The sequence below is a fragment of the Lentzea sp. NPDC059081 genome (assembly GCF_042738015.1).
In the GTDB taxonomy this organism is placed as follows: Bacteria; Actinomycetota; Actinomycetes; order Mycobacteriales; family Pseudonocardiaceae; genus Lentzea.
Map to the genome: position 1 here is coordinate 24,804 of NZ_JBHYGW010000009.1, position 18,647 is coordinate 43,450.

20 protein-coding genes are annotated in these 18,647 nt (G+C 70.6%); 6 read left to right on the plus strand and 14 right to left on the minus strand.

The window, feature by feature from the left end; translation table 11 throughout:
• Positions 1-10: 10 nt before the first annotated feature.
• The 6 genes from ACFWV3_RS21175 to ACFWV3_RS21200 form a co-directional block, all read right to left on the minus strand.
• Entirely contained in the window at positions 11-892 is an 882-nt protein-coding gene (locus ACFWV3_RS21175) for a hypothetical protein (RefSeq protein WP_382413113.1), read from the minus strand.
• Complete coding sequence (locus ACFWV3_RS21180; protein WP_382413114.1) at positions 889-1,341, minus strand: VOC family protein; 453 nt, start codon at positions 1,339-1,341, stop codon at positions 889-891. Before ACFWV3_RS21180 ends, ACFWV3_RS21175 begins: the two co-directional genes overlap by 4 nt.
• A 172-nt stretch (positions 1,342-1,513) precedes the next feature.
• Positions 1,514-2,464, minus strand: a complete 951-nt coding sequence (locus tag ACFWV3_RS21185) for a ParB/RepB/Spo0J family partition protein (RefSeq protein WP_382413115.1) — start codon at positions 2,462-2,464, stop codon at positions 1,514-1,516.
• Between the two features lie 158 nt (positions 2,465-2,622).
• The gene (locus tag ACFWV3_RS21190) at positions 2,623-3,513 is read right to left on the minus strand and encodes a sporulation-delaying protein SdpB family protein (protein ID WP_382413116.1); all 891 of its coding nucleotides are present in this window, start codon (positions 3,511-3,513) and stop codon (positions 2,623-2,625) included.
• Positions 3,510-4,076, minus strand: a complete 567-nt coding sequence (locus ACFWV3_RS21195; RefSeq protein WP_382413117.1) for an SdpA family antimicrobial peptide system protein — start codon at positions 4,074-4,076, stop codon at positions 3,510-3,512. The genes ACFWV3_RS21190 and ACFWV3_RS21195 overlap by 4 nt, the downstream gene beginning before the upstream one ends.
• 4 nt (positions 4,077-4,080) lie before the next feature.
• Positions 4,081-4,239, minus strand: coding sequence for a hypothetical protein (locus ACFWV3_RS21200; protein WP_382413118.1), 159 nt, complete (start codon positions 4,237-4,239; stop codon positions 4,081-4,083).
• Positions 4,240-4,411: 172 nt separating this feature from the next.
• On the opposite strand from ACFWV3_RS21200, the gene ACFWV3_RS21205 reads away from it, so the two are divergent.
• On the plus strand, positions 4,412-7,429 hold the full coding sequence (locus ACFWV3_RS21205; protein ID WP_382413119.1) for a BTAD domain-containing putative transcriptional regulator: 3,018 nt from the start codon (positions 4,412-4,414) through the stop codon (positions 7,427-7,429).
• A 9-nt stretch (positions 7,430-7,438) separates the two neighbouring features.
• On the opposite strand, the gene ACFWV3_RS21210 is transcribed toward ACFWV3_RS21205, so the two are convergent.
• Positions 7,439-8,365 (minus strand): AraC family transcriptional regulator, encoded by a 927-nt coding sequence (locus tag ACFWV3_RS21210; RefSeq protein WP_382413120.1) that lies wholly within the window; start codon positions 8,363-8,365, stop codon positions 7,439-7,441.
• A gap of 74 nt (positions 8,366-8,439) precedes the next feature.
• Here ACFWV3_RS21210 and ACFWV3_RS21215 point away from each other — a divergent pair, with 74 nt between their 5' ends.
• The 3 genes from ACFWV3_RS21215 to ACFWV3_RS21225 all read left to right on the plus strand — a co-directional run bounded on the left by ACFWV3_RS21215 (position 8,440) and on the right by ACFWV3_RS21225 (position 11,570).
• Positions 8,440-9,447, plus strand: a complete 1,008-nt coding sequence (locus ACFWV3_RS21215; RefSeq protein ID WP_382413121.1) for an SDR family NAD(P)-dependent oxidoreductase — start codon at positions 8,440-8,442, stop codon at positions 9,445-9,447.
• Between the two features lie 84 nt (positions 9,448-9,531).
• A complete protein-coding gene (locus ACFWV3_RS21220) occupies positions 9,532-11,079 on the plus strand; it encodes a hypothetical protein (RefSeq protein ID WP_382413122.1) in 1,548 nt (515 codons plus the stop codon).
• Entirely contained in the window at positions 11,076-11,570 is a 495-nt protein-coding gene (locus ACFWV3_RS21225) for an SCO family protein (RefSeq protein WP_382413123.1), read from the plus strand. The genes ACFWV3_RS21220 and ACFWV3_RS21225 overlap by 4 nt, the downstream gene beginning before the upstream one ends.
• A gap of 3 nt (positions 11,571-11,573) precedes the next feature.
• Here ACFWV3_RS21225 and ACFWV3_RS21230 read toward each other — a convergent pair whose 3' ends face one another.
• The 5 genes from ACFWV3_RS21230 to ACFWV3_RS21250 all read right to left on the minus strand — a co-directional run bounded on the left by ACFWV3_RS21230 (position 11,574) and on the right by ACFWV3_RS21250 (position 15,569).
• Positions 11,574-12,788, minus strand: coding sequence for a CynX/NimT family MFS transporter (locus ACFWV3_RS21230; protein WP_382413124.1), 1,215 nt, complete (start codon positions 12,786-12,788; stop codon positions 11,574-11,576).
• 71 nt (positions 12,789-12,859) lie between these two features.
• Entirely contained in the window at positions 12,860-13,549 is a 690-nt protein-coding gene (locus ACFWV3_RS21235; RefSeq protein ID WP_382413125.1) for a M15 family metallopeptidase, read from the minus strand.
• An 82-nt stretch (positions 13,550-13,631) separates the two neighbouring features.
• The gene (locus ACFWV3_RS21240) at positions 13,632-13,985 is read right to left on the minus strand and encodes a hypothetical protein (RefSeq protein WP_382413126.1); all 354 of its coding nucleotides are present in this window, start codon (positions 13,983-13,985) and stop codon (positions 13,632-13,634) included.
• 1 nt (position 13,986) lies between these two features.
• Positions 13,987-14,472 (minus strand): TetR/AcrR family transcriptional regulator, encoded by a 486-nt coding sequence (locus ACFWV3_RS21245; RefSeq protein ID WP_382413127.1) that lies wholly within the window; start codon positions 14,470-14,472, stop codon positions 13,987-13,989.
• A gap of 77 nt (positions 14,473-14,549) precedes the next feature.
• Positions 14,550-15,569 (minus strand): aldo/keto reductase, encoded by a 1,020-nt coding sequence (locus ACFWV3_RS21250; RefSeq protein ID WP_382413128.1) that lies wholly within the window; start codon positions 15,567-15,569, stop codon positions 14,550-14,552.
• Between the two features lie 224 nt (positions 15,570-15,793).
• Here ACFWV3_RS21250 and ACFWV3_RS21255 point away from each other — a divergent pair, with 224 nt between their 5' ends.
• Positions 15,794-16,243, plus strand: coding sequence for a DUF5980 family protein (locus ACFWV3_RS21255; protein WP_382413129.1), 450 nt, complete (start codon positions 15,794-15,796; stop codon positions 16,241-16,243).
• Between the two features lie 94 nt (positions 16,244-16,337).
• Here ACFWV3_RS21255 and ACFWV3_RS21260 read toward each other — a convergent pair whose 3' ends face one another.
• Complete coding sequence (locus ACFWV3_RS21260) at positions 16,338-17,249, minus strand: catechol 2,3-dioxygenase (RefSeq protein ID WP_382413130.1); 912 nt, start codon at positions 17,247-17,249, stop codon at positions 16,338-16,340.
• A 2-nt stretch (positions 17,250-17,251) separates the two neighbouring features.
• Positions 17,252-17,599, minus strand: coding sequence for a 2Fe-2S iron-sulfur cluster-binding protein (locus tag ACFWV3_RS21265; RefSeq protein WP_382413131.1), 348 nt, complete (start codon positions 17,597-17,599; stop codon positions 17,252-17,254).
• Positions 17,600-17,791: 192 nt separating this feature from the next.
• Between ACFWV3_RS21265 and ACFWV3_RS21270 the strand changes: the two genes are divergently transcribed.
• Positions 17,792-18,628, plus strand: coding sequence for an alpha/beta fold hydrolase (locus ACFWV3_RS21270; RefSeq protein WP_382413132.1), 837 nt, complete (start codon positions 17,792-17,794; stop codon positions 18,626-18,628).
• Positions 18,629-18,647 lie beyond the last annotated feature (19 nt).

Consider the following 18,647-nt stretch of genomic DNA (forward strand, 5'->3'; position numbering starts at 1 on the left):
CGGCAAGGGCTCAGCGCGCGAGGCGTTCGCGGTCGGTCAGCGCGGACGCGACGACCTGCCGGAAGACGTCGGCCATCCAGTCGTCGTCGGATCCGTCCGGGAGCAGCCCGTTGGTCAGGAGGTCCACGCGCACGGCCCGCAGCCGGCGGAACAGCTGCGCCAGGACCGCGTCCCGGTCGACAGGCGCGCGCAACGTCAGGAACATGTTGTCGAACAAGGCGGTGCTGCGCGCAGAAGGCCGGACGACCGTGCCCGGAGCTCGTTCCTGCAGCAGGGACTTCCCGTCGGGCACGAGCCGCGCCGCGAGAGCCTCGTGGGCGGTCCGGTTGGCGTCGACGGCGGCCGCCAGCCTCGCACCGCCCGGTCCGGTCATCCACGGTTGCTCGTACCCGCGCAGCAACCGCCGCAAGGGAGCGAAGTCCGCCGCCCACACCCCGCTGAAACCGCGGTGCTGCAGGTAGAGCCGGGGCCGGATGAGCGCCTGGTAGACCTCCACCGGGCACGACCCGCTGTAGTGCAGCATCGCGGAGTAGCCGTCGGTGTACGACTCCAGGCTCGCCAGCGTCGAGTCGTCGGCCACCTGACCGTCGCCGATCGCGGTGACGTGCGCCGCCATCAGGTGCCACAGCAGGAACGTGACCTGGTGGCCGGTGATCCACCGGAACCAGTACAGAACGTCCGAAGTGGACGGTTCCACGCCGTCGCCCACCGGCTCGGCGTCGATGAGCGCGCGCTCCACCTCGTACACCGCGAGCAGGTCGAACGGCTGCACGGTCGCGGCGGTCTGGGGCCCGCAGGGCGGCATGACCAGCGGCTCCAGCCCGTAGGGGAAGTCGCCGTAGTCCCACCGCCGCGCGGCCGGGGCCAGCACACCCGTCCTCGACTCACTCATCGGTGGTCTTCCGGCACGTGGGTGAACTCGAGCTCGAGGCCGTTCACGTCGAACAGGTAGAGGCTCTGGACGCCGTCGGCGTCGGTGACGATCTCGGTGGGCGGGTCCGGCAACGCGAACCGGTAGCGGCCGGACTGGTACAGCCGCACCCACCGCAGCCGGATCCGCGGCAGGTCCTCCGCGTCGTCGACGGCCAGGCACACGTGCTGGAACTGGAAGTCGTCGGGCAGCGCCGTGCGGCCCGTGTGCGTGGCGCGGTCGAACAGGTGGAACCGGACGTCGCCCACACCGACCTCGGTGAGCCGCCGGATTCCCGGCAACCGCTGCAGGGTGAGCCGGGAGAACCGGTCCAGCTGCCACATCTGCTTGGCCTCGAAGAAATCGAGGTACCAGTTCAGGCAATTGTCGAAATCGTCGGTCTGCACGCCCACGTGGTGAACACTCAGCACTGTCCGCACCTTTCGCCGCTCGGCATCGTGTGACGGTTTCCCGGCCGGATCGGCCGGCGATTTCACTACCGGGGCGAAATCCGAAAACGCCGCGGCCTGGCCCGCAGAACAATGGCGGCCACCGCGACCAGTACGCAAGAAGTGCGACTGACACGGTGTTCGACCGGTGTGATCACCCGGTTGAACAGGTGTGGTTCCGCAGTGAGGTGGCCAGCTCGGACCACGTTTCGGCACACCTGCGCGCGATCGCCTCGACGACTTCGGCGCAATGCGGTGGAACGGCTGCCGCCAGTGCCGCGCATTCCTCGCTTTCGATGACGTGGCCGTCGAGCCAGCGCAGCAGCGCCCGGCCCGACTCGGTCAACCGCAGCGAGGGGTCGCTCCGCAGGCCGCGCACGGTCGCCAGCACGTCGACGACCTCCACGGGCCTGCCCGCCTGCCCGGCCTTCCGGCGCAACCGCTCGGGAACGGGGTCCTCCCCGCGCCGCACCCGGTCCCGCACGTCCCGCGCGGTCGCCACGGAGATCCCCGCCGCCTTCGCGATCTGCCGCAACGACGCGTCCGGCCTGGCCTCGATCTCCTGGCCGGCCCGCACCCGCCCGACGCTCCCGTCGACGGGACGGCTCCTGCCGTCCTTGCCGAGCCGGGCCGCGGGCTGCACGATGTTCGCGCCACCACGCCTGCGGAGGGCGCCGACCGTCGTCCAGGCGAGGCCCGTCAGCTCCGCGACGGCCCGGTCCGACCAGTGCGGCCGGATGGCCAGCACACGTGTCGCGGCCGCCTCGCGATCGGCGAGGGACAACGGCAGCCCGTGCCGGACGTTGATCTCCACCGCGGTCAGGAACGCGGTTTCGTCGTCGCCGTCGAAATAGCGGACGTCGATTTCCCGGTCGCCGCGCAACCGGGCGGCGCGCAACCGGTGCATGCCGTCGACGACCCTGTTGGTGCGGCGGTTGACGATGATCGGCGGCAGTTCGGTGCCGATCTCGGCGAGCAGCCGCACGTACTCGAGGTTCTCCCCGTTCAGCCTGGGCGACTCGGCAGGCAGCGGAATCTCGACGGATACCCGTTCGACCTCGGGTGACAAGGCCGTGCCCACACGGCCGCGGATGGTTCCCGACACGATTTCCCCCACAACGCCGGATTGTCGGAATCGACTCAACCGGTCCGACGCTAGAACCGAGTTCTCTCAGCCGGCTCTCGCACCGGGCGAGAGGCGTCCTCTTCGTCGGAGAGGGGGTCGGAGAGCGGCACTCGCACCGGTGGAGAGAGGGAGTCCGGTCAGGCGGAGTTCGCGGGTTCCCGGGACTTCGTCGTGCCCGCGCAGGCGATCGCCCACAGACCTGCCATGGTCATGGCGAAGGTGGTGAACCCCATCAGGACCGAGATCGAGCCGTGCATGGCGATCGCGAGCGCCCAGCCCGCCCTGCGGACGCGACCGGAACCGAGCAGGCACAGGGCCATCGTCAGTTCGGCCGCCAGCGCGCCCCAGGTCACGGCCGACACGCCGATCTGATGCTGCAGAAGGGTTCCGAGCGGCGCGTGGACCGCGATGTCCGAGCCGTAGTGCGGGTGCACCAGCCAGTAGTAGCCCGCTGTGCCGTCCCGCCATTCCCGCACGGCGAGCTTGCTCAGCGACGCCTGGAGGTAGATCGTCACGCCCAGCACGCGGACGAACAGCTGCGCCGCCCAGGCCCGTCCCCGCCACACGGCGGGCATCGGGTCGTCGGGCTGCCGCCACTGCCACCGCCTGCCGTCACCCAGGCAGATGGGGACGAGCAGCAGCGTGAGGATGCGGATCACCTGCTCCCCCGCGTCGGGCAGGACCACGGCCACGCTGAGGCTGTACGTGACGTACCAGTGCGGAACGCAGGTCCACCGCGGCCGGTAGCCGAGTGCCACGACCACGAGCACCGCGAGCGCGATCACCCGGCACACCAAGAGGTCCACGCCGGCGGACTCGGCGACGCACCACAGCGAGACCCGGCCGATCCCGTCGCAGACCGGCCCGTCGGCGACCCCCGCCGTGCGCGGGAACAAGGCCCGGTCCGGGCTGAGCACCAGCAGCAACCCGCTGGCGAGAGCCAACAGGGACCGGCCCACGCTCAACGGCAGGCCGCGCGGCTCGAACCGGTCCGCGGCGTGGGTCACGCTCGTCCACAGACGAGTCACCGGACGCATGTCACGTCCAGCAGCGAGACGGAGTCGATCCGGCGGGTCCTGCCCGCGGCGGGTTCGGCGTCCCGCCAGGAGATCGGGGTCTCCCGGGAGAAGACGATCCGGCCGCACAGGGTCGCGTCGCGGGTCGGGTTCGCCACCGTGAAGACCGGGATCGACGCCAGGGCCGGACGGCACTGCTCGATCGACTCGGCGGAGCAGTCGTGCCACTGCTCCGCGGGGACGTCCTGGTCCAGCGCCGCGGTCTCCATCCACTGGGTGTAGGCGATCCTGCTGAGGCCCCAGCGGTTGGTGCCGCTGGTGGCGTACGAGGTGATCGGCGTCAGGGTCCGTGCGTCGTAGACGAGGACGTCCGACCCGGTCGGCACCTTGGTGAAGACCCGCCAGTCCTGGTGCCACACCAGGCTCGCCGCCTGGGCCTGCCGCGCCCACCAGACCGAGGCCGACCGCGGGGAGACGAACTGCAGCGACCACGTCACGGCGAACACCACGGCCAGCGCGACGGCCATCGTGACGAAGCCCCTGGTGCTCGCCGCCGTGGAAGCTGGTTCCGTCATCGGTCTAGCAACCGGGTGAGCAGACCGGGATGCCGTTGTTGATCATCGTCGGGTCGGCGTCGGACCGGATCGGCGAGGGTCCCCCGCTCACTCCGGTCAGGCCCAGCACCAGGCCCAGGGCGACCACCGCGACGGCCACGCCGGTCAGCACGGCTTTCCGCATGCGCACACTCCTTCTTCGAACGACTCGCGGCGATTTCCCGCCGCCCACCAGGAAGTTCCCCCAGCCAGGCCATCGTGGCAACGGCCCCTCTCCGTTCTCTATCGGGCCTCGCCGGGCTTGTTCGTTGGTTTACTGTCTGTGTCGCTACGCAGCACAAAGGGGGTTGTTGCGCATGGACTTCCGGATCCTGGGGCCGCTCGAGGCGAGAACGGGAGCGGGGATCGTCCGCCTCGGTGGCCGCCGCCAGCAGCGGTTGCTGGCGATGCTGTTGATGCACCTCAACGAGGTGGTGACCCCTGACCGCCTGGTCGACGGGCTGTGGGACGAGGCCGTGCCCTCGACGGCCCAGGCGCAGCTGCACAACGCGGTCTGGGCTCTGCGCCGCGCGTTCATCGCGGCCGGTGGGGACGGCGACAGCATCGCCACCGAGCCGGCGGGCTACCGGTTGATCGCGCCCGAGAGCAGCCTCGACCTGCACAGGTTCTCGGCGGAGATCCAGGCGGCGGAGAGGGCGGAGGCGTCCGGGGGCCCCGAAAAGAAGGGGGCGGCGCTGTCGGACGACGCCGCTATTTGGCGTGTAAACACAGTAGCCATTCTTCAGGCGTTCGACCCCATCAACGCCGCGGCCGCCGGTCTGGACGAGCAGCACCTGGTCGCGGTGGAGCGGCTGGGCGCGCTCCGGCTGCGGCTCGGCCAGGCCGACGAGCTCGTGGCCCAGCTGATCGGTCTGGTCGGCGAGCACCCCTTCCGCGAGCCGTTGCGCGCGTTGCTCATGCTCACGCTCACCGCGCTGGGCCGGCAGACCGAGGCCCTGACCGTGTACGAGGAAGGCCGGCGGCTGCTCGCCGACGAGCTGGGCCTCGATCCGGGGGAACAGCTCCGGGAAGCGCACGCCCAGGTCCTGCGCGGTGCCGTTCCCGAGCCCCCGCCACCGCCCCGGTCCCGGTCACGCCACCTGCCGGCGGGCACGAGCGACTTCGTCGGGCGGTCGGCCGACATCGGCCAGGTGCTCACCGACGTGCGCCGGCATCCGGCCGCACCGCTGGTGATCACCGCCATCGACGGGATGGGCGGCGTCGGCAAGACGGCGCTCGCCGTCCGCCTGGCCGAGCTGCTGGCCGACGACTACCCCGACGGGTTGTACTTCATCGACCTGCACGGCTACACGGTCGGCAAGCAGCCGCGCACCGCGGAGGCCGCGCTGGACGTCCTGCTCCGGCAGGCGGGGACACCGGTCGAGCTGATCCCGCCAGGACTCGCCGAACGGGTCGAGCGCTGGCGTGCGACGGCAGCGGGCAAGCGGATCCTCGTCGTGCTCGACAACGCGGCGGAAGCGGCCCAGGTGCGCCCGCTCCTGCCCGGTACCACCGAAGGCCTGGCGCTGGTCACCAGCCGCCGCCGGCTGACGACGCTGGACGGCGGACGACCGGTCTCGCTGGACGTGCTGTCCTCCGCCGACGCCGTGGCGCTCTTCCGGCGCATCGCCGACCGGGCCACCGACGACCCGGCCGGGGTCGACGACGTGGTCGAGCTGTGCGGCCGGTTGCCGCTGGCGATCCGGATCGCCGCGTCCCGCCTGCGGCACAGACCCGCCTGGACCGTGGCGGACCTGGCGGAACGGCTGAGGGAGACCCGCCGCCGGATGCACACGCTGGCCGTGGACGACCTCAGCGTGTACGCGACGCTGCGGCTGTCCTACGAGTCGCTGCCGGAGCTGCAGCGGCGGACCTTCCGCCTGCTGGGCGTCCACCCCGGACAGGACTTCGACCGGTACGCCGTCGCCGCGCTGACCGGCCTGCCCGTGGACGAGACCGAGCAGCAGCTGGAGAGCCTCTGCGACTGCAACCTGCTCATGCAGCCCGCCGCCGGCCGGTACCAGCTCCACGACCTGGTCCGCGACTGCGCCGAGCAGCTCGTCGAGGCCGAGGAGACCGAGGCGGGCCGCCACGACGCGGCCGCCCGCCTCTTCGACTACTACCTGTACCTGGCCCACCTGCACTGCGACCCGATGGCGCGCAAGATCTCCCGCTTCGAACCCGACATCCCGTCCGGCCCGGTGCCGGTGCCGCCGGCCCTCGACGAGGTCGAGGCGATCGGCCTGCTGGAGGCCGAGCACCACAACCTGATGGCGGTGGCCGGCCAGGCGCAGGCGTCCGGCCGGCCCGCGCACTCCTGGCAGCTGCCCTGCGTGCTGCGGCCGTTCCTCGAGCGGATGAACCTCCGCGCCGCCTGGCTGCACCTGTTCGAGGGCGCCCTGGCCACGGCGCGGCAGCTGGACGACCCGCGCGGCCAGTCCACCGCACTGGCCAACATCGCCGTCATCCGCCGCGAGCTCGGCCGGCTCACCGAGGCGATCGAGCTGCTGCAACAGGCGCTGCTGATCAGCAGGGCCGCCGGCGACCAGGCGGGCGAGGCGTACCAGACCTCGGACCTGGGCATCACCTACCTGCGGCTCGCCCGCTACCGCGAGGCGCGGGAGTGCTTCCGCACGGCCCACGACCTGGCGGAGGCGCTGGGCAGCCTGCGCGACGTCGGCGTCCTGATCAACAACCTCGGGTTCGTCGCAGCGGACCTCGGCGAGCACTCCGAGGCCCTGGACCGGTTCGAGCGGGCGCTCGCCATCAACCGGGCCACCGGCTTCCGGCAGGGCGAGGCGCTGTCGCTGGCCAACATCGGCCGGCTGCACGGCCGTTTCCACCGCTACGCCCGGGCCACGTCCCACCTGACGGAGGCGCTGACCCTGAGCCGGGAGATCGGCTACCGGTTCGGCGAGGGCTGGGCACTGGCCTGGCTGGCCGCCCTGCACCGCCGCCAGGGCGACCTCCCGGCAGCGCTGGAACTGGGCCGGCTGGCCCTGGACGTGGGCGCGGCGGCCGGAGTCGCCGACGTCGAGTGCGACGCGCTCAACTGCCTCGGCGAGACCTACCAGGCGCTGGGCGACCTCGAGATGGCCGCCAACCTGCACAAGCGCGCCGAAAGCCTGGCCACCGACCACGACCTGACCCTGGAGATCGCCCGCGCCGCCGAGGGCCAGGCGCACATCGCCCTGCGCCTCGGCCATCCGTCGGAGGCCCGGCGGCTGTGGGAGCGCGCGTTGACGCAGTACCCGGAGACGCTCGCCGACCAGGCTCACGCTCGCACGCACCTGGAGACCCCCGACTCCCCGTGTGAACGGTGTGCCGTCGGCTGATTCCCTTCGTCAGAACCGGGAAGCACCGCTGCGGACCCTGGTGCGGTAGTGCGCGGGCGCCTCACCGACCACCCGCTTGAACGCGGCGCTGAAAGCGCTCTCCGACGCGTAGCCCAGTTCGCCGGCCAGTGCGCGGATCCCCGCGTCGTCGTCGCGCAGGGCCCGTTGCGCGAGGAGCATCCGCCAGTGGCCGAGATAGGCCAGGGGCGGCATCCCCGCCGCGGCGCGGAACCGCTCCGCGAACGTGGTGCGCGACATGCCGGCCGCGCGAGCCAGCTCCTCGAGTCCCCACGGCCTGCCGGGGTCCGCGCTCATCAGGCTCAACGCCGGGCGCAGCCTGCCGTCGGCCAGCAGGCGCAACCATCCCGCCGGCAACGCGGAATGGCCGGCGAAGGCGCGCATCACCTCCAGCGCGAGCAGCTGACCGCGTTGCCGGATGGCGAACGACGAGCCGATGCGGCCCCCGATCAGCTCGTCGGCCACCCGGTCCAGGTCGTGCCTCAGGTTCGGTGCGGCGGGAGCCCTGACCACGCCGGCCGGTGGGAGCGCCGGCAGCAGCAGGGCGCGGCCCGTCTCGTTGAGCTCGATGCGGCCGCCGATGCAGACGTTCCCGGCCGCCGCGCGGTCCGCGCCCGCCAGGGCCGCGAAGGGTTCGCCGGGCACCAGCTCCGCCGGTGGTCCGTCTCCCTCACCGCCGCGCAACCTCAGCCACGACCGGCCGTTGAGGACCGCCACGTCCCCTGCTTCGAGGCGCAGAGGCTCGTCCACGCCGTCGACGGTGAGCTCGGCCGTCCCCGTCACGGAGGCGATGAGCTTCAACGACTCCTCCGCGAGCTCCCCGCTCACGACCCAGGGCCCGCTCACGGCGAAGCCGTCGGACAGCACGCCGCGCACCTCGACGAGCTCGAAGACCTCGGACAGCTGGTCATCCACCACATCCGGATTCTCACGCATGGAATGCGGACTTTCAATGATTCCCAGTCCGGTGCGGCGCTCCCAGAATAGATCACATGAGCCTTCAGCACCCCATCGGATCCCCGTTCACCGCGGCGTCCACGGCCGACGACGTCCTCGCGGGCATCGACTTGACCGGCCAGAACGTGATCATCACCGGTGGCCACACCGGGCTCGGCCGGGAGATGACCCGCGCCCTGAGCGGCGCGGGCGCGTCCGTGACGGTCGGTGCGCGCGACGTCGACCGCGCCACGGCCGCGCTGACCGGCATCGAGGGCGTGGCGGTCGACCGGCTCGACCTCGCCGACCCTGCTTCGGTCACCGCGTTCGCCGCACGCCGGGTCGCCTCCGGGCAGCCGGTGCACGTGCTCATCAACAACGCGGGCGTCATGGGCGGCCCGCTGGTCCACGACGCCCGCGGGTTCGAGTCGCACCTCGCCACGAACCACCTCGGCCACTTCCAGCTGACCCGCGACCTGCTGCCCGCCCTCCTGGCCGCCGGCGGCGCCCGCGTCGTCACCATGACCTCCGGCGCCCACCGGATGACCGACATCCGCTGGGACGACCCTCAGTTCGCCGCGGGCGGCTACGACGAGCTCGGCTGGGCCGGCTACGGCCAGTCCAAGACCGCCAACGTCCTGTTCACCGTCGAGCTGGACCGCCGGTACGCCGAGCAGGGCATCCGCGCCTACGCGGTCCACCCCGGGATCGTCCTGGGCACCGGCCTCGGCCCCCAGCGCGCCGCCGGGGAGCCGCTGGTCCTCCACGACGGCGCGCTCGCGCAGTTCCAGGCGATGGGCCTGGTCGACGCCGACGGCACCGCGATCATCGACCCGGAGACCGACAAGAAGACCCCGGCGCAAGGGGCGTCGACCGCGGTGTTCGCCGCGACCAGCCCGCTCCTCGACGACATCGGCGGCGTCTACCTGCGCAACAACGAGGTCTCCGCGCTGGAGGAACCGGTCTTCGACCCGATGGCCTCCTCCCTGGTCGCCCGGCACGCCGTCGACCCCGGCTCGGCGCGGCGGCTGTGGGAGCTGAGCGAGACGATGCTCAAGGGCTGACACCCGAAGTCCCCTCCGGACACCAGGTCCGGAGGGGAAACCGCTTACCTCCCCACCGGCAAGGGTTTCAAGGAGACTGGATCGGTGAGCAACGCTGACACCTCGCCGGCGCGGGTTCTCGACGCCGAGCAGCTCGGCCACCTCCGCCACTTCGACAACCTGTCCCGCCTGCTGCCCAACGACTGGTCCCTGATGCAGGGCAAGGGCCACGGCCAGGACGACTTCGGCGCCTTCCGGTTCCAGCTGGCGTACATGGCCTACGCCCTGGCCCTGACGCACGTGCACCGCCTGCCGGCCGCTCCCGGGCTGTTCCAGCCGGCGATGCAGCGACTGGTCGACAAGATCCTCCTGCCGGAGGTGTGGATGTACTGGCGGGACGTCAGCCGCGGCGGGGCGGTGTTCAACGCCCACCTCGCGGACCGGCTGCACGAGGAGTGGGACCCCGTGGCGCGCGACAACATCATGTACAGCGCCTACGTCCAGTCGATGTCGCTGCTGCACGACCACCTCTTCGGCAGCGACCGGTACGCGCGGCAGGACTCGTTGACGTTCGCCCACTGGTCGTTCTTCTGGGGCGGGCAGGAGAAGCGGTTCTCCTACGACCGCCACTCGCTCAACGAGAAGATCTACTGGCAGATGGTGCAGAACGGCTACCTCGGGGTGGCCTGCGAGCCGAACTGCGTCTTCCAGATCTGCAACCAGCCGGCGATCCTGGGGTTCCGGCTGCACGACCTGATCACCGGGGGCACCAGGGCCGACGAGGTGGTCGCCGGGTACGAACAGGCGTGGGCCGGGTTCGGCAGGCTCGACGCCGGCGGGCACTACAACTCGATGGTGCTGGAGGACTCCAGGACCATCATGGCCAACCACGGCCCGTCCCCGTGGATGGACGCCTGGTGCGGCTCGCTGATGAACATGTGGAACCACGACTTCGTGCACACCCACTACCCCCGGCAGGTCGCGGACTTCCTCGTTCCGGGCCCGGACGGCACCCTGTCGGTGCGCACACCTCCCCGAGCGCCGGTGATGGGCCAGGAGGTGGTCGCGGACAACTGCGACTTCGGCTGGACGACGGTGTGGGCGTCCGAGATGGGGGACGGCGACACCGTGCGCGGTCTTCTCGCCCACGCCGACCGGTACATGAGCCCGAAGTGGCGGGACGGCGGCCTGTACTACCCGCGCAACGACGCCGCCACCGACGGCGACGGGCACCAGGTCGCGATGGATCCCATGACCGGCAACGTGCTGCTGGGGTACGCACGGCTCAACGTGCCCGACGGCCTGTGGGGCATCTACAACCGGCCCTGGCGGCCGGAGCACTTCACCGAACCCGCGCTGAGCAAGGTCGACCGCGATGTCGAGGTCAGCAGGGCGGAGGTGGTCGACGGCGTCCTGCACACCCGGTTGCGCCGCGACCGGCAGCATCCCGGCGACGGCACCGTCGTCGTCACCGGTCTGGTCGGCCGAGGCCGGTGGACGGTGGAAGCCGACGAGCAGCCCATCGGGCACGTCGAGGGCACCGCCGCCCAGCTCACCGGCCCTTGGGCGGACGCCGCGCACGTCCGCGCGGATCAGCTTCTCCTTCTGTGCGGCGACAAGCCGACCACCTTCACCTTCAGGCAGGACCGATGACCACCGGACTCGACAGGCCCTCGTTCTCCCTCGTCGACCACCACGGCACGCCGGTGACCGACCAGACCTTCCGCGGGCGCTGGATGCTGGTGTTCTTCGGGTTCACGCACTGCCGGGTGGTGTGCCCGCGAGCCCTCGCGAAGCTGTCCGGGGTGCTCGGTGAGCTGGGCGCCCAGGCGGACGACGTGCAGCCGCTCTACATCACGGTCGATCCGGACCGCGACACACCAGCGGTGCTGGCGGAGTTCCTGCGCCCGCACCACCGCCACCTCGGGCTCACCGGTTCGGCCGAGGCCGTCGAGCACGCCAAGGAGGAGTTCCGCGTCTTCGCCCGGCGCAAGGACGATCCCGAGGACCCCGACGGCTACTCCGTGCCGCACACGGCCATCACCTACCTGGTGTCGCCGGAAGGGGACTACGTGGACCACTTCCCCGATGCGCTCGGCGAGGAGCAGATCGTCGGACGGCTGCGAGCCCACCTGAGCTCGTGAGCGCTAGCGGGCGAGCTCGTCCTCGACGAACGCGGGCTTGGCGAGCGTGACGGCCGGGACGGCGGTCACGAGGATGACGGCCAGCAGGAACAGCAACGGCACGGTCCACCCACCGCTCAGGTCGCGCAGCAGCCCGACGAGGAGCGGACCGAGTGCGCCCATCCCGTAGGCGATGCCCTGGGCGAACCCGCTCAGGGCGACCGTGCCGTCGTGGGTGCGGGTGCGGTCGTTGATGAGCACCAGGCAGATCGGGAACAGGATCGACCCGGACCCGATGAGCAGCACCCAGACCAGGGTGAGGGTCGCCGGGGCGAGGAGCAGGCCGAGGTAGCCGAGCACGAAGCTGGCGGTGCCGGTGGCGATGAGCCGGCCGACGTTGCGCAGCCGGGCGACGAGCAGCGGCACGACCAGGGCGCCGGGCACGCTGATCAGGCCGGTGACGGCGAGCAGGACGCCGGCCTCGGTCGGGGTCGAGCCGGCGATGTCGCCGAGGATCTCCGGCAGCCACGCGAACGCCGCGTAGGTGCAGATCGTGCTGGTCGAGAACAGCACCGTGATCGACAGGGCCACGCGGGAGCGCCACAGCCCGGTGACGACGGCGGAGGGCGAGACCTCGACGGTGTCCGCGAGCCGCCGGCGGTGTTCGCGGGCGATGACGACGATCCACGGGGCGAGGGCGACGATCGAGGTCGCCGCCCACATGCCGAGGGCGAACCGCCAGCCCAGCTGTTCGGCGACGGGGGCGACGACCGCGGCGGGCACGGCCGTGCTCACGCCCACGATGCAGCCGTAGACCGCGGTCAGCAACGCCACCCGGTCCGGGAAGTAGCGGCGCACGATCGGCGGCAGCAGCACGTTGCCGATGCCCGTGCCGGCCAGCGCGACGACACTGCCGACGAGCAGCACCCCGAAGTTCGGGGCGAACGCGCGCACCAGATGACCGAGGGTCAGCATGAGCAGCGCGAGCACGATGCCGCCGTCGAGGCCGATGACACGGGCGACGTGCGGTGCGATGAACCCGAACACCGCCAGCAGGACCGGCGGCAACGTGCCGAGCAACCCGACGCCCAGGTTCGAGATCGGGATGTCCACCCGGATGTCGCCGATGATCGGCGACACCGCCGCGACCGCCTGGCGCAGGGTGAGCGCCACGAGCGCGATGCCCAGCAACGCGGCCACACGTCCAGCCCACAGTGGACGGTGACCATCATCGGGCATTCCTCGACCTTAGGGTGTCGAAGAGCCCCTGCGGGACGTGCCGTGCGTCACCCTCCCAGGCGCCTCTCGTGTCAGGGCTTCTCGAAGTGCTGGTAGTCGATCGGCGTGTCCCAGGAACCGCCCCACGTCCAGCCGCGCGTGGTGAACGCCTGCTCGGTGGCGTCGCCCGCGTGGATCATGCCGGGCACGATCTGGGCGCGGTCGACGTAAGGCGCGCCGTTGGGCGGGTACACCGCGCCGCTGCGGGAGATGTACGGGTTCTGCACGGTGTTGATGTCGATGGCCCGCCCGTAGGAGTGGTTGGACCACTCGGTGCCACCCGTGATCGCGCGGCAGTTGAACGCCGAGGTGTTGTTGGCCGCCATCGACGCGTCGTCGTCGGAGTCGTACTTCTCGATCGTCTCCATCCGCTCGACGGGGAACCGGTCGAAGTACAGGTCGGCGAAGACGCGCGCGACCTCGACGGCGAGATCGGCGTTGACCACCAGCTCACCGCGGTGCACCGCACCGTCGAAGCCCACGAAGCTCAGGCTGACCAGCCGCAGCCGGTCGGGCCCGACGGGACAACCCTCACGCCAGCTGGAAGCGAGCCGCTGCGCCGTGACCGGCTTGATCACGGCGACGTACGGCGGGAGGCCGCTGCCTGCGGGCGCGGCGAGCTCCACGGTCTGCGCGGTGGTGGCGGACGCCGCGCCTGCCCCGGCCAGGACCGCGGACAGTGCCAGCGTGACGAGCGCGAAAAGTCCGTTTCTCGACTTCACAGAGCTTCCTCTCGATCTCCCCAGCCCCCAGGAGATCGACCTTGCCAGTGGTGCGCGAACAACGTCAACTTCGATGACCAGGTCATCGGCTGGTCGCGGCCTCGACCATCGCCACCACGGCGCGAGGGTCGTCGACCTCCACCACGAGCCGGGAGTAGGTCTCGTCGGCCAACTCCACCACAACGGCCTTCTGCCCGTCCCGCACCGCCCAGAACACCTTCTCGCCCTCGTGGTGGAACGTGCCCGCCGTGATCACCTTGGGCACGTGGGTCCCCGGCGCCCGGACACCCTTCGGCTCACCCACGATGCCCGGGTCCACGGTGGCGCCCCGGACGTTCGCCAGCGGAATCGTCAGCTTGCTCTTCAGGGCCCAGAGCTTGTCCAGACCCTCCATCTCCACCACCAGGTCCTGGCCTTGCACAGTGACCACAGCCATGTCAGATCTCCTTGTCGGACGCCGTTTCCGGCGCGTCGGGGTTCGGTGGGACGTGGTCGGACGCGGCCGCTCCGCGGTGCCCGGCGCCGGGTCGCGTGCGCAACCACTTGCCCAGCAACACATCCGTGGCCGCCGGGTCACCCGTCGCCTCGTCGAGCTCGGCGAAGACCGCGGACACCAGCTCGGCCACTTCCGAGTCCTCCGGTGCGCGGTCGACCGCCGCGAGCAGCAGCAGATCCCACGTCGGGGCGTCCTGCGACTGCGCCGCTCGAACCAGGTGCGGACGCACCTCCTGGTCGACGTGGTGGCGCAACGCCGCGAGGTACAGCCCGCGCTTGCTGCCGAACACGCCGTAGAGGCTGTTGCGATGCACTCCGAGCCGGGTGACCAGGTCGTCGATCGAGACACCGTCGTAGGTGCGGCGAGCGAACAACCCGGCAGCCGCCTCCACGACCTCGTCCACGTCGAAAGACCGTCGTCGTCCCATGGCGACAACGCTAGCGTTTTCAGGAACGGTCAGTCAAGAACAATCGTTCCTGAATTTCGGCCAGAACCCCGGAGCCCCTACTCGACCCGTGCGGACACCTCGTCCAGCGCGGCCACCTCGTCCTCGGTGAGCTCGAACTCCGCCGACGCCAGCAGCGCGGGGAGCTGCTCGGCGGTGCGGGCGCTCGCGATCGGGGCGACGACACCGGGACGCCCGCGCAGCCAGGCGATCGCCACCGTCGACATCTCCACTCCCCTGGCGGACGCGATCTCCTCCACCGCCTCGACCACCGCGAGTCCCGCCTCGGTGAAGTACCTGCTGGCCAGGACGCGGCGGACGACCTCGCCGAACTCCTGCTTGTTCCTGCGGTTCTTGCCGGTGACGAACGCGCCGATCAGCTGGAAGTACGGCAGCGCCTTGCGGTACGGGCCGACCTGGCGGTACTTGCCGGTGAGGAAACCGCTTGCCAGCGCGAAGTACGGCACCGCCGCGATCCCCTCCTCCGCCAGGATGGGAGCGATCTCACGTTCGTAGCGGTGCCGCGTCACGAGGTTGTAGTCCGGCTGCACGACCGCCGGCGGCTCGAACCCCTCGCGGCGGGCGATGTCGAGCCACTCCCTGATCCTCGGAGCGGTGTAGTTCGACAGGGCCACCACCCGGATCTTGCCCGCCTTGTGCAGCGCGTCGAACGCGCCGGCGGTCTCGGCGAGCGGCGTCTTGGGGTCGTCGAAGTGCGCGTAGTAGACGTCGACGTGGTCGACCCCCAGCCGCACCAGCGAGGCGTCCAGCGCCGCCGTCACGGTGCCGGCGGCCAGGCCCTTGAACGCGGGGTGCTGGCTCACCTTGGTGCCGATGACCAGGTCGTCGCGGTTCCCGCGGGCGGCCAGCCACGAACCGATGATCGTCTCCGACTCACCGCCGGAGTTGCCCGGCACGTCCGCGGTGTAGCTGTCCGCGGTGTCGATGAAGTTCCCACCGCCCGCGACGAACGCGTCCAGCACCCGGTGCGACTCGTTCTCGTCGCTGGTCCAGCCGAACGTGTTGCCGCCGAGCACGAGCGGGAACACGTCGACGTCAGTGCGGCCGAGCCGTGCCATTGAAGATCCTTCCATTGGCAACAAAGGGATCCGAGAGTCTTTCTGCGCGAGGCAGACTATCGATCCCCGGAACTCGGCCACGCGGTGGCACCACCGCCCCGAGCTCCTGCCGAGCCGGCGATTCTCACAGGGCTCTGAGACCGAGTCGCTAGCGTCGGCCGAGGCACGTTCGCGCCAGGTTCAGGAGGGGTTCAGTGAGAGTGATGTTGCGAATCGCCAGATCGATGTTCGTCCTTGCCTCGGTGGTCCTGCTGTCCGTGGCCGGCACGTCCGCGGTCGCCTCGGCACAGACGTCGCAGACCCGGACGTGGCAGCTGGAGCAGTTCGACAGAGTCAGCCGGATGTGCGTCCTGCACGGTCCCGACCGGACGCACGGCTCCTACTTCATCTTCGTGGTGAGCGGGAAGTGGAGCACCGACCTCGAGTTCGGGATGCGCGACCTGCCTCCCGGCTGGAGCGCCACCGAGTCCTCCCTCCCACCGGGTTCCAACTACCACACGCCCGACGGCGGGATCGCCGTCAACGGGTTCGTCGCCGTGCAGGGGCCCACCTCGGTGCCGATCGCCACCTACCGCGCGCACATCTGGGTGTCGGACGGGGTTGTGACCGAGACGCTTCCCACCGACATCATCGTCTCCACCGAGTCCTGGGTGGAGTGCATGAATCGGGCGTGAACCCGGCACCGGCCGATCGGTCGAGCATTTATTTCGGCCAACACTGAAGCAATGGAGATGAACGACGGACGGGCGCCCCACCGCAGGCGGGCACTCAGGTGACCACCTGGAGGAAGTCCTGGTCGACCTCGCGGTGGGTGTAGTTGATGCCGCGCGCGGCCTGGTCCATGGTCCAGGTGATGGGCCGGAAGTCCGGGCCGGTGCGGTAGCCGCCGGAGAAGACCTCGTTGCGGTTGCCGGCCGGGTCGAAGAAGTAGATCGTGCCGCCGCGGGTGATGCCGTGCCGGGCGGGGCCGAAGTCGATCGGAACGTCGTCCATCGACATGATGTCGCCGGCCTTGAGCAACGCGCTCCAGTCGTCGATCTCGTAGGCGAAGTGGTGCAGCTTGCCGTTGGCGCCCTTGACGAACGCGATGTCGTGCGGCTGGTCGCCGCAGTACATCCAGGAGCCGACGAGGTCGGAGTCCTCGTCGCCCGCCACCAGCCGCTCGGAGGGGCGGAAGGTGAGCACGTCCTCGAAGAAGCGCTCCAGCAGCGCGGGGTCCTCGGTGGTGACCAGCGCGTGGTTGATCCGCGGCACGCCGATGCCGCGCAGGTCGCGCGGCCACGGGTCGGGGTTGAGCTTGCCGACCTTGGTGCCCAGCAGCTCGACGTCCGAGTAGAGCTCCAGGACGTGGTCGGAGGGCAGGGTGACGCGCAGGCCGTCCCCCACGCCGGTGTTGTCGCCCTTGGACATCCGCTCGCAGGTGGCGCCGAACGAGCGCGCCCTGTTCTCGATCACGTCGAGCGTGCCGTCGCCGGTGACCTTGTAGCCGAACTTGACCAGGCCCACGCCACCTTCTTCCAGCACGACGGAGTGGTGGTCGTCCTCGTCCCACGACTTGAGGTAGACCTTGCCCTCCTCCTCGTGGACGGCGTCCATGCCCAGGGTCTCCTGGTAGTGCGACCGGGCCTGGGCCAGGTCGGTGACCCGCACGTGCACGTAGCCGAGCCTGATGACTCCCATGGTCAACGTCCTTTCGGGATGGTGGCGCCGGACCGGCTGGAGCGAGGCTCACTGGCCAGCACGGCACGGAGGGGGTGCGCGCCGATGTCGATCACCAGGTCCGTCTCGGGCAGCGCGCGGCAGGGCAGACACTGGCCGTCCTCGCGGGCGGAGTCGTCCAGCACGGATGCCGCGACGGGTGCCGAGTAGCGGACCGTCCCCTCGACCAGGCGCGCCCGGCAGGCACCGCAGCCACCGCGGCGGCACTTGTACGGACTGCGCCATCCGTTGCGGCGCAGGGCGTCCACGACCGACTCCTCGGTCCGGGCGCTCACCTGCACGCCGTGGGGCAGCACGGTGATGACGGGCATGCCGGTCAGCCTAGGAGCCTTCCCCTAGTTAGTTCAAGGTTGAACATACGCGATTGTTCCGGAAACTTCCGCAAGATTGGCGATCCTCTGGTGACCTGAAAGCAGTGCTCATCACGGCATCCACCGACCCGCCGTCGGTCGTCGATCCAACTTCCTAGGGAAGAAACGCAAAATGGTGCAACTATCGCCGGCATGGATGAGCCCAGCGAGGAAGTCGGCCTGAGCGTCGACGTCAACGGTGTGAAGACCAACTACCACGACCTGGGCGACGGCCCGCCGGTGCTGCTGATCCACGGTTCCGGACCCGGAGTGTCGGCCTGGGCGAACTGGCGGACCGTGCTCCCCCTGCTGGGGCGCGCTCACCGCGTGCTGGCACCGGACATCGTCGGCTTCGGCTACACGGACCGGCCCGCCGGCCTCGTCTACGGACCCGACGTGTGGCTGGAGCACCTCCTGGGCTTCCTGGACGCGGTCGACGTGCCCAAGGTGTCCGTGGTGGGCAACAGCTTCGGTGGCGCGCTCGCGCTGCGACTGGCCATCGCCGCGCCCGAACGGGTCGACCGGCTCGTGCTGATGGGGAGCGTCGGGGTCCCGTTCGAGATCACGCCCGGCCTGGACGCGGTGTGGGGCTTCGAGCCGTCGTTGGACGCCATGCGCAACCTCATGCGCGTGTTCACCTACAACGGTTCCGCGGTGAACGAGGACCTGGTCCGCCTCCGCCTGGACGCCGCCACGAGGCCCGGTGTGCACGAGGCCTACGCCGGCATGTTCCCGCAGCCGCGGCAGGACGGCGTCGACCTGCTCACGCTCGCGGACGAGCTCATCGCGGCGGTGCCGCACGAGACGCTCATCGTCCACGGACGCGACGACCAGGTCATCCCGCTGTCGAACTCGGTGCGGTTGCTGGAACTGCTCGACAGGGCGCAGCTGCACGTGTTCGCCCGTTGCGGACACTGGGTCCAGATCGAGCAGGGGCAACGGTTCGCGGCGCTGCTGGAGAGCTTCCTGGCCGAGCAGGCCGCCGTGTGATCACCGCGAGTCGTGCCGG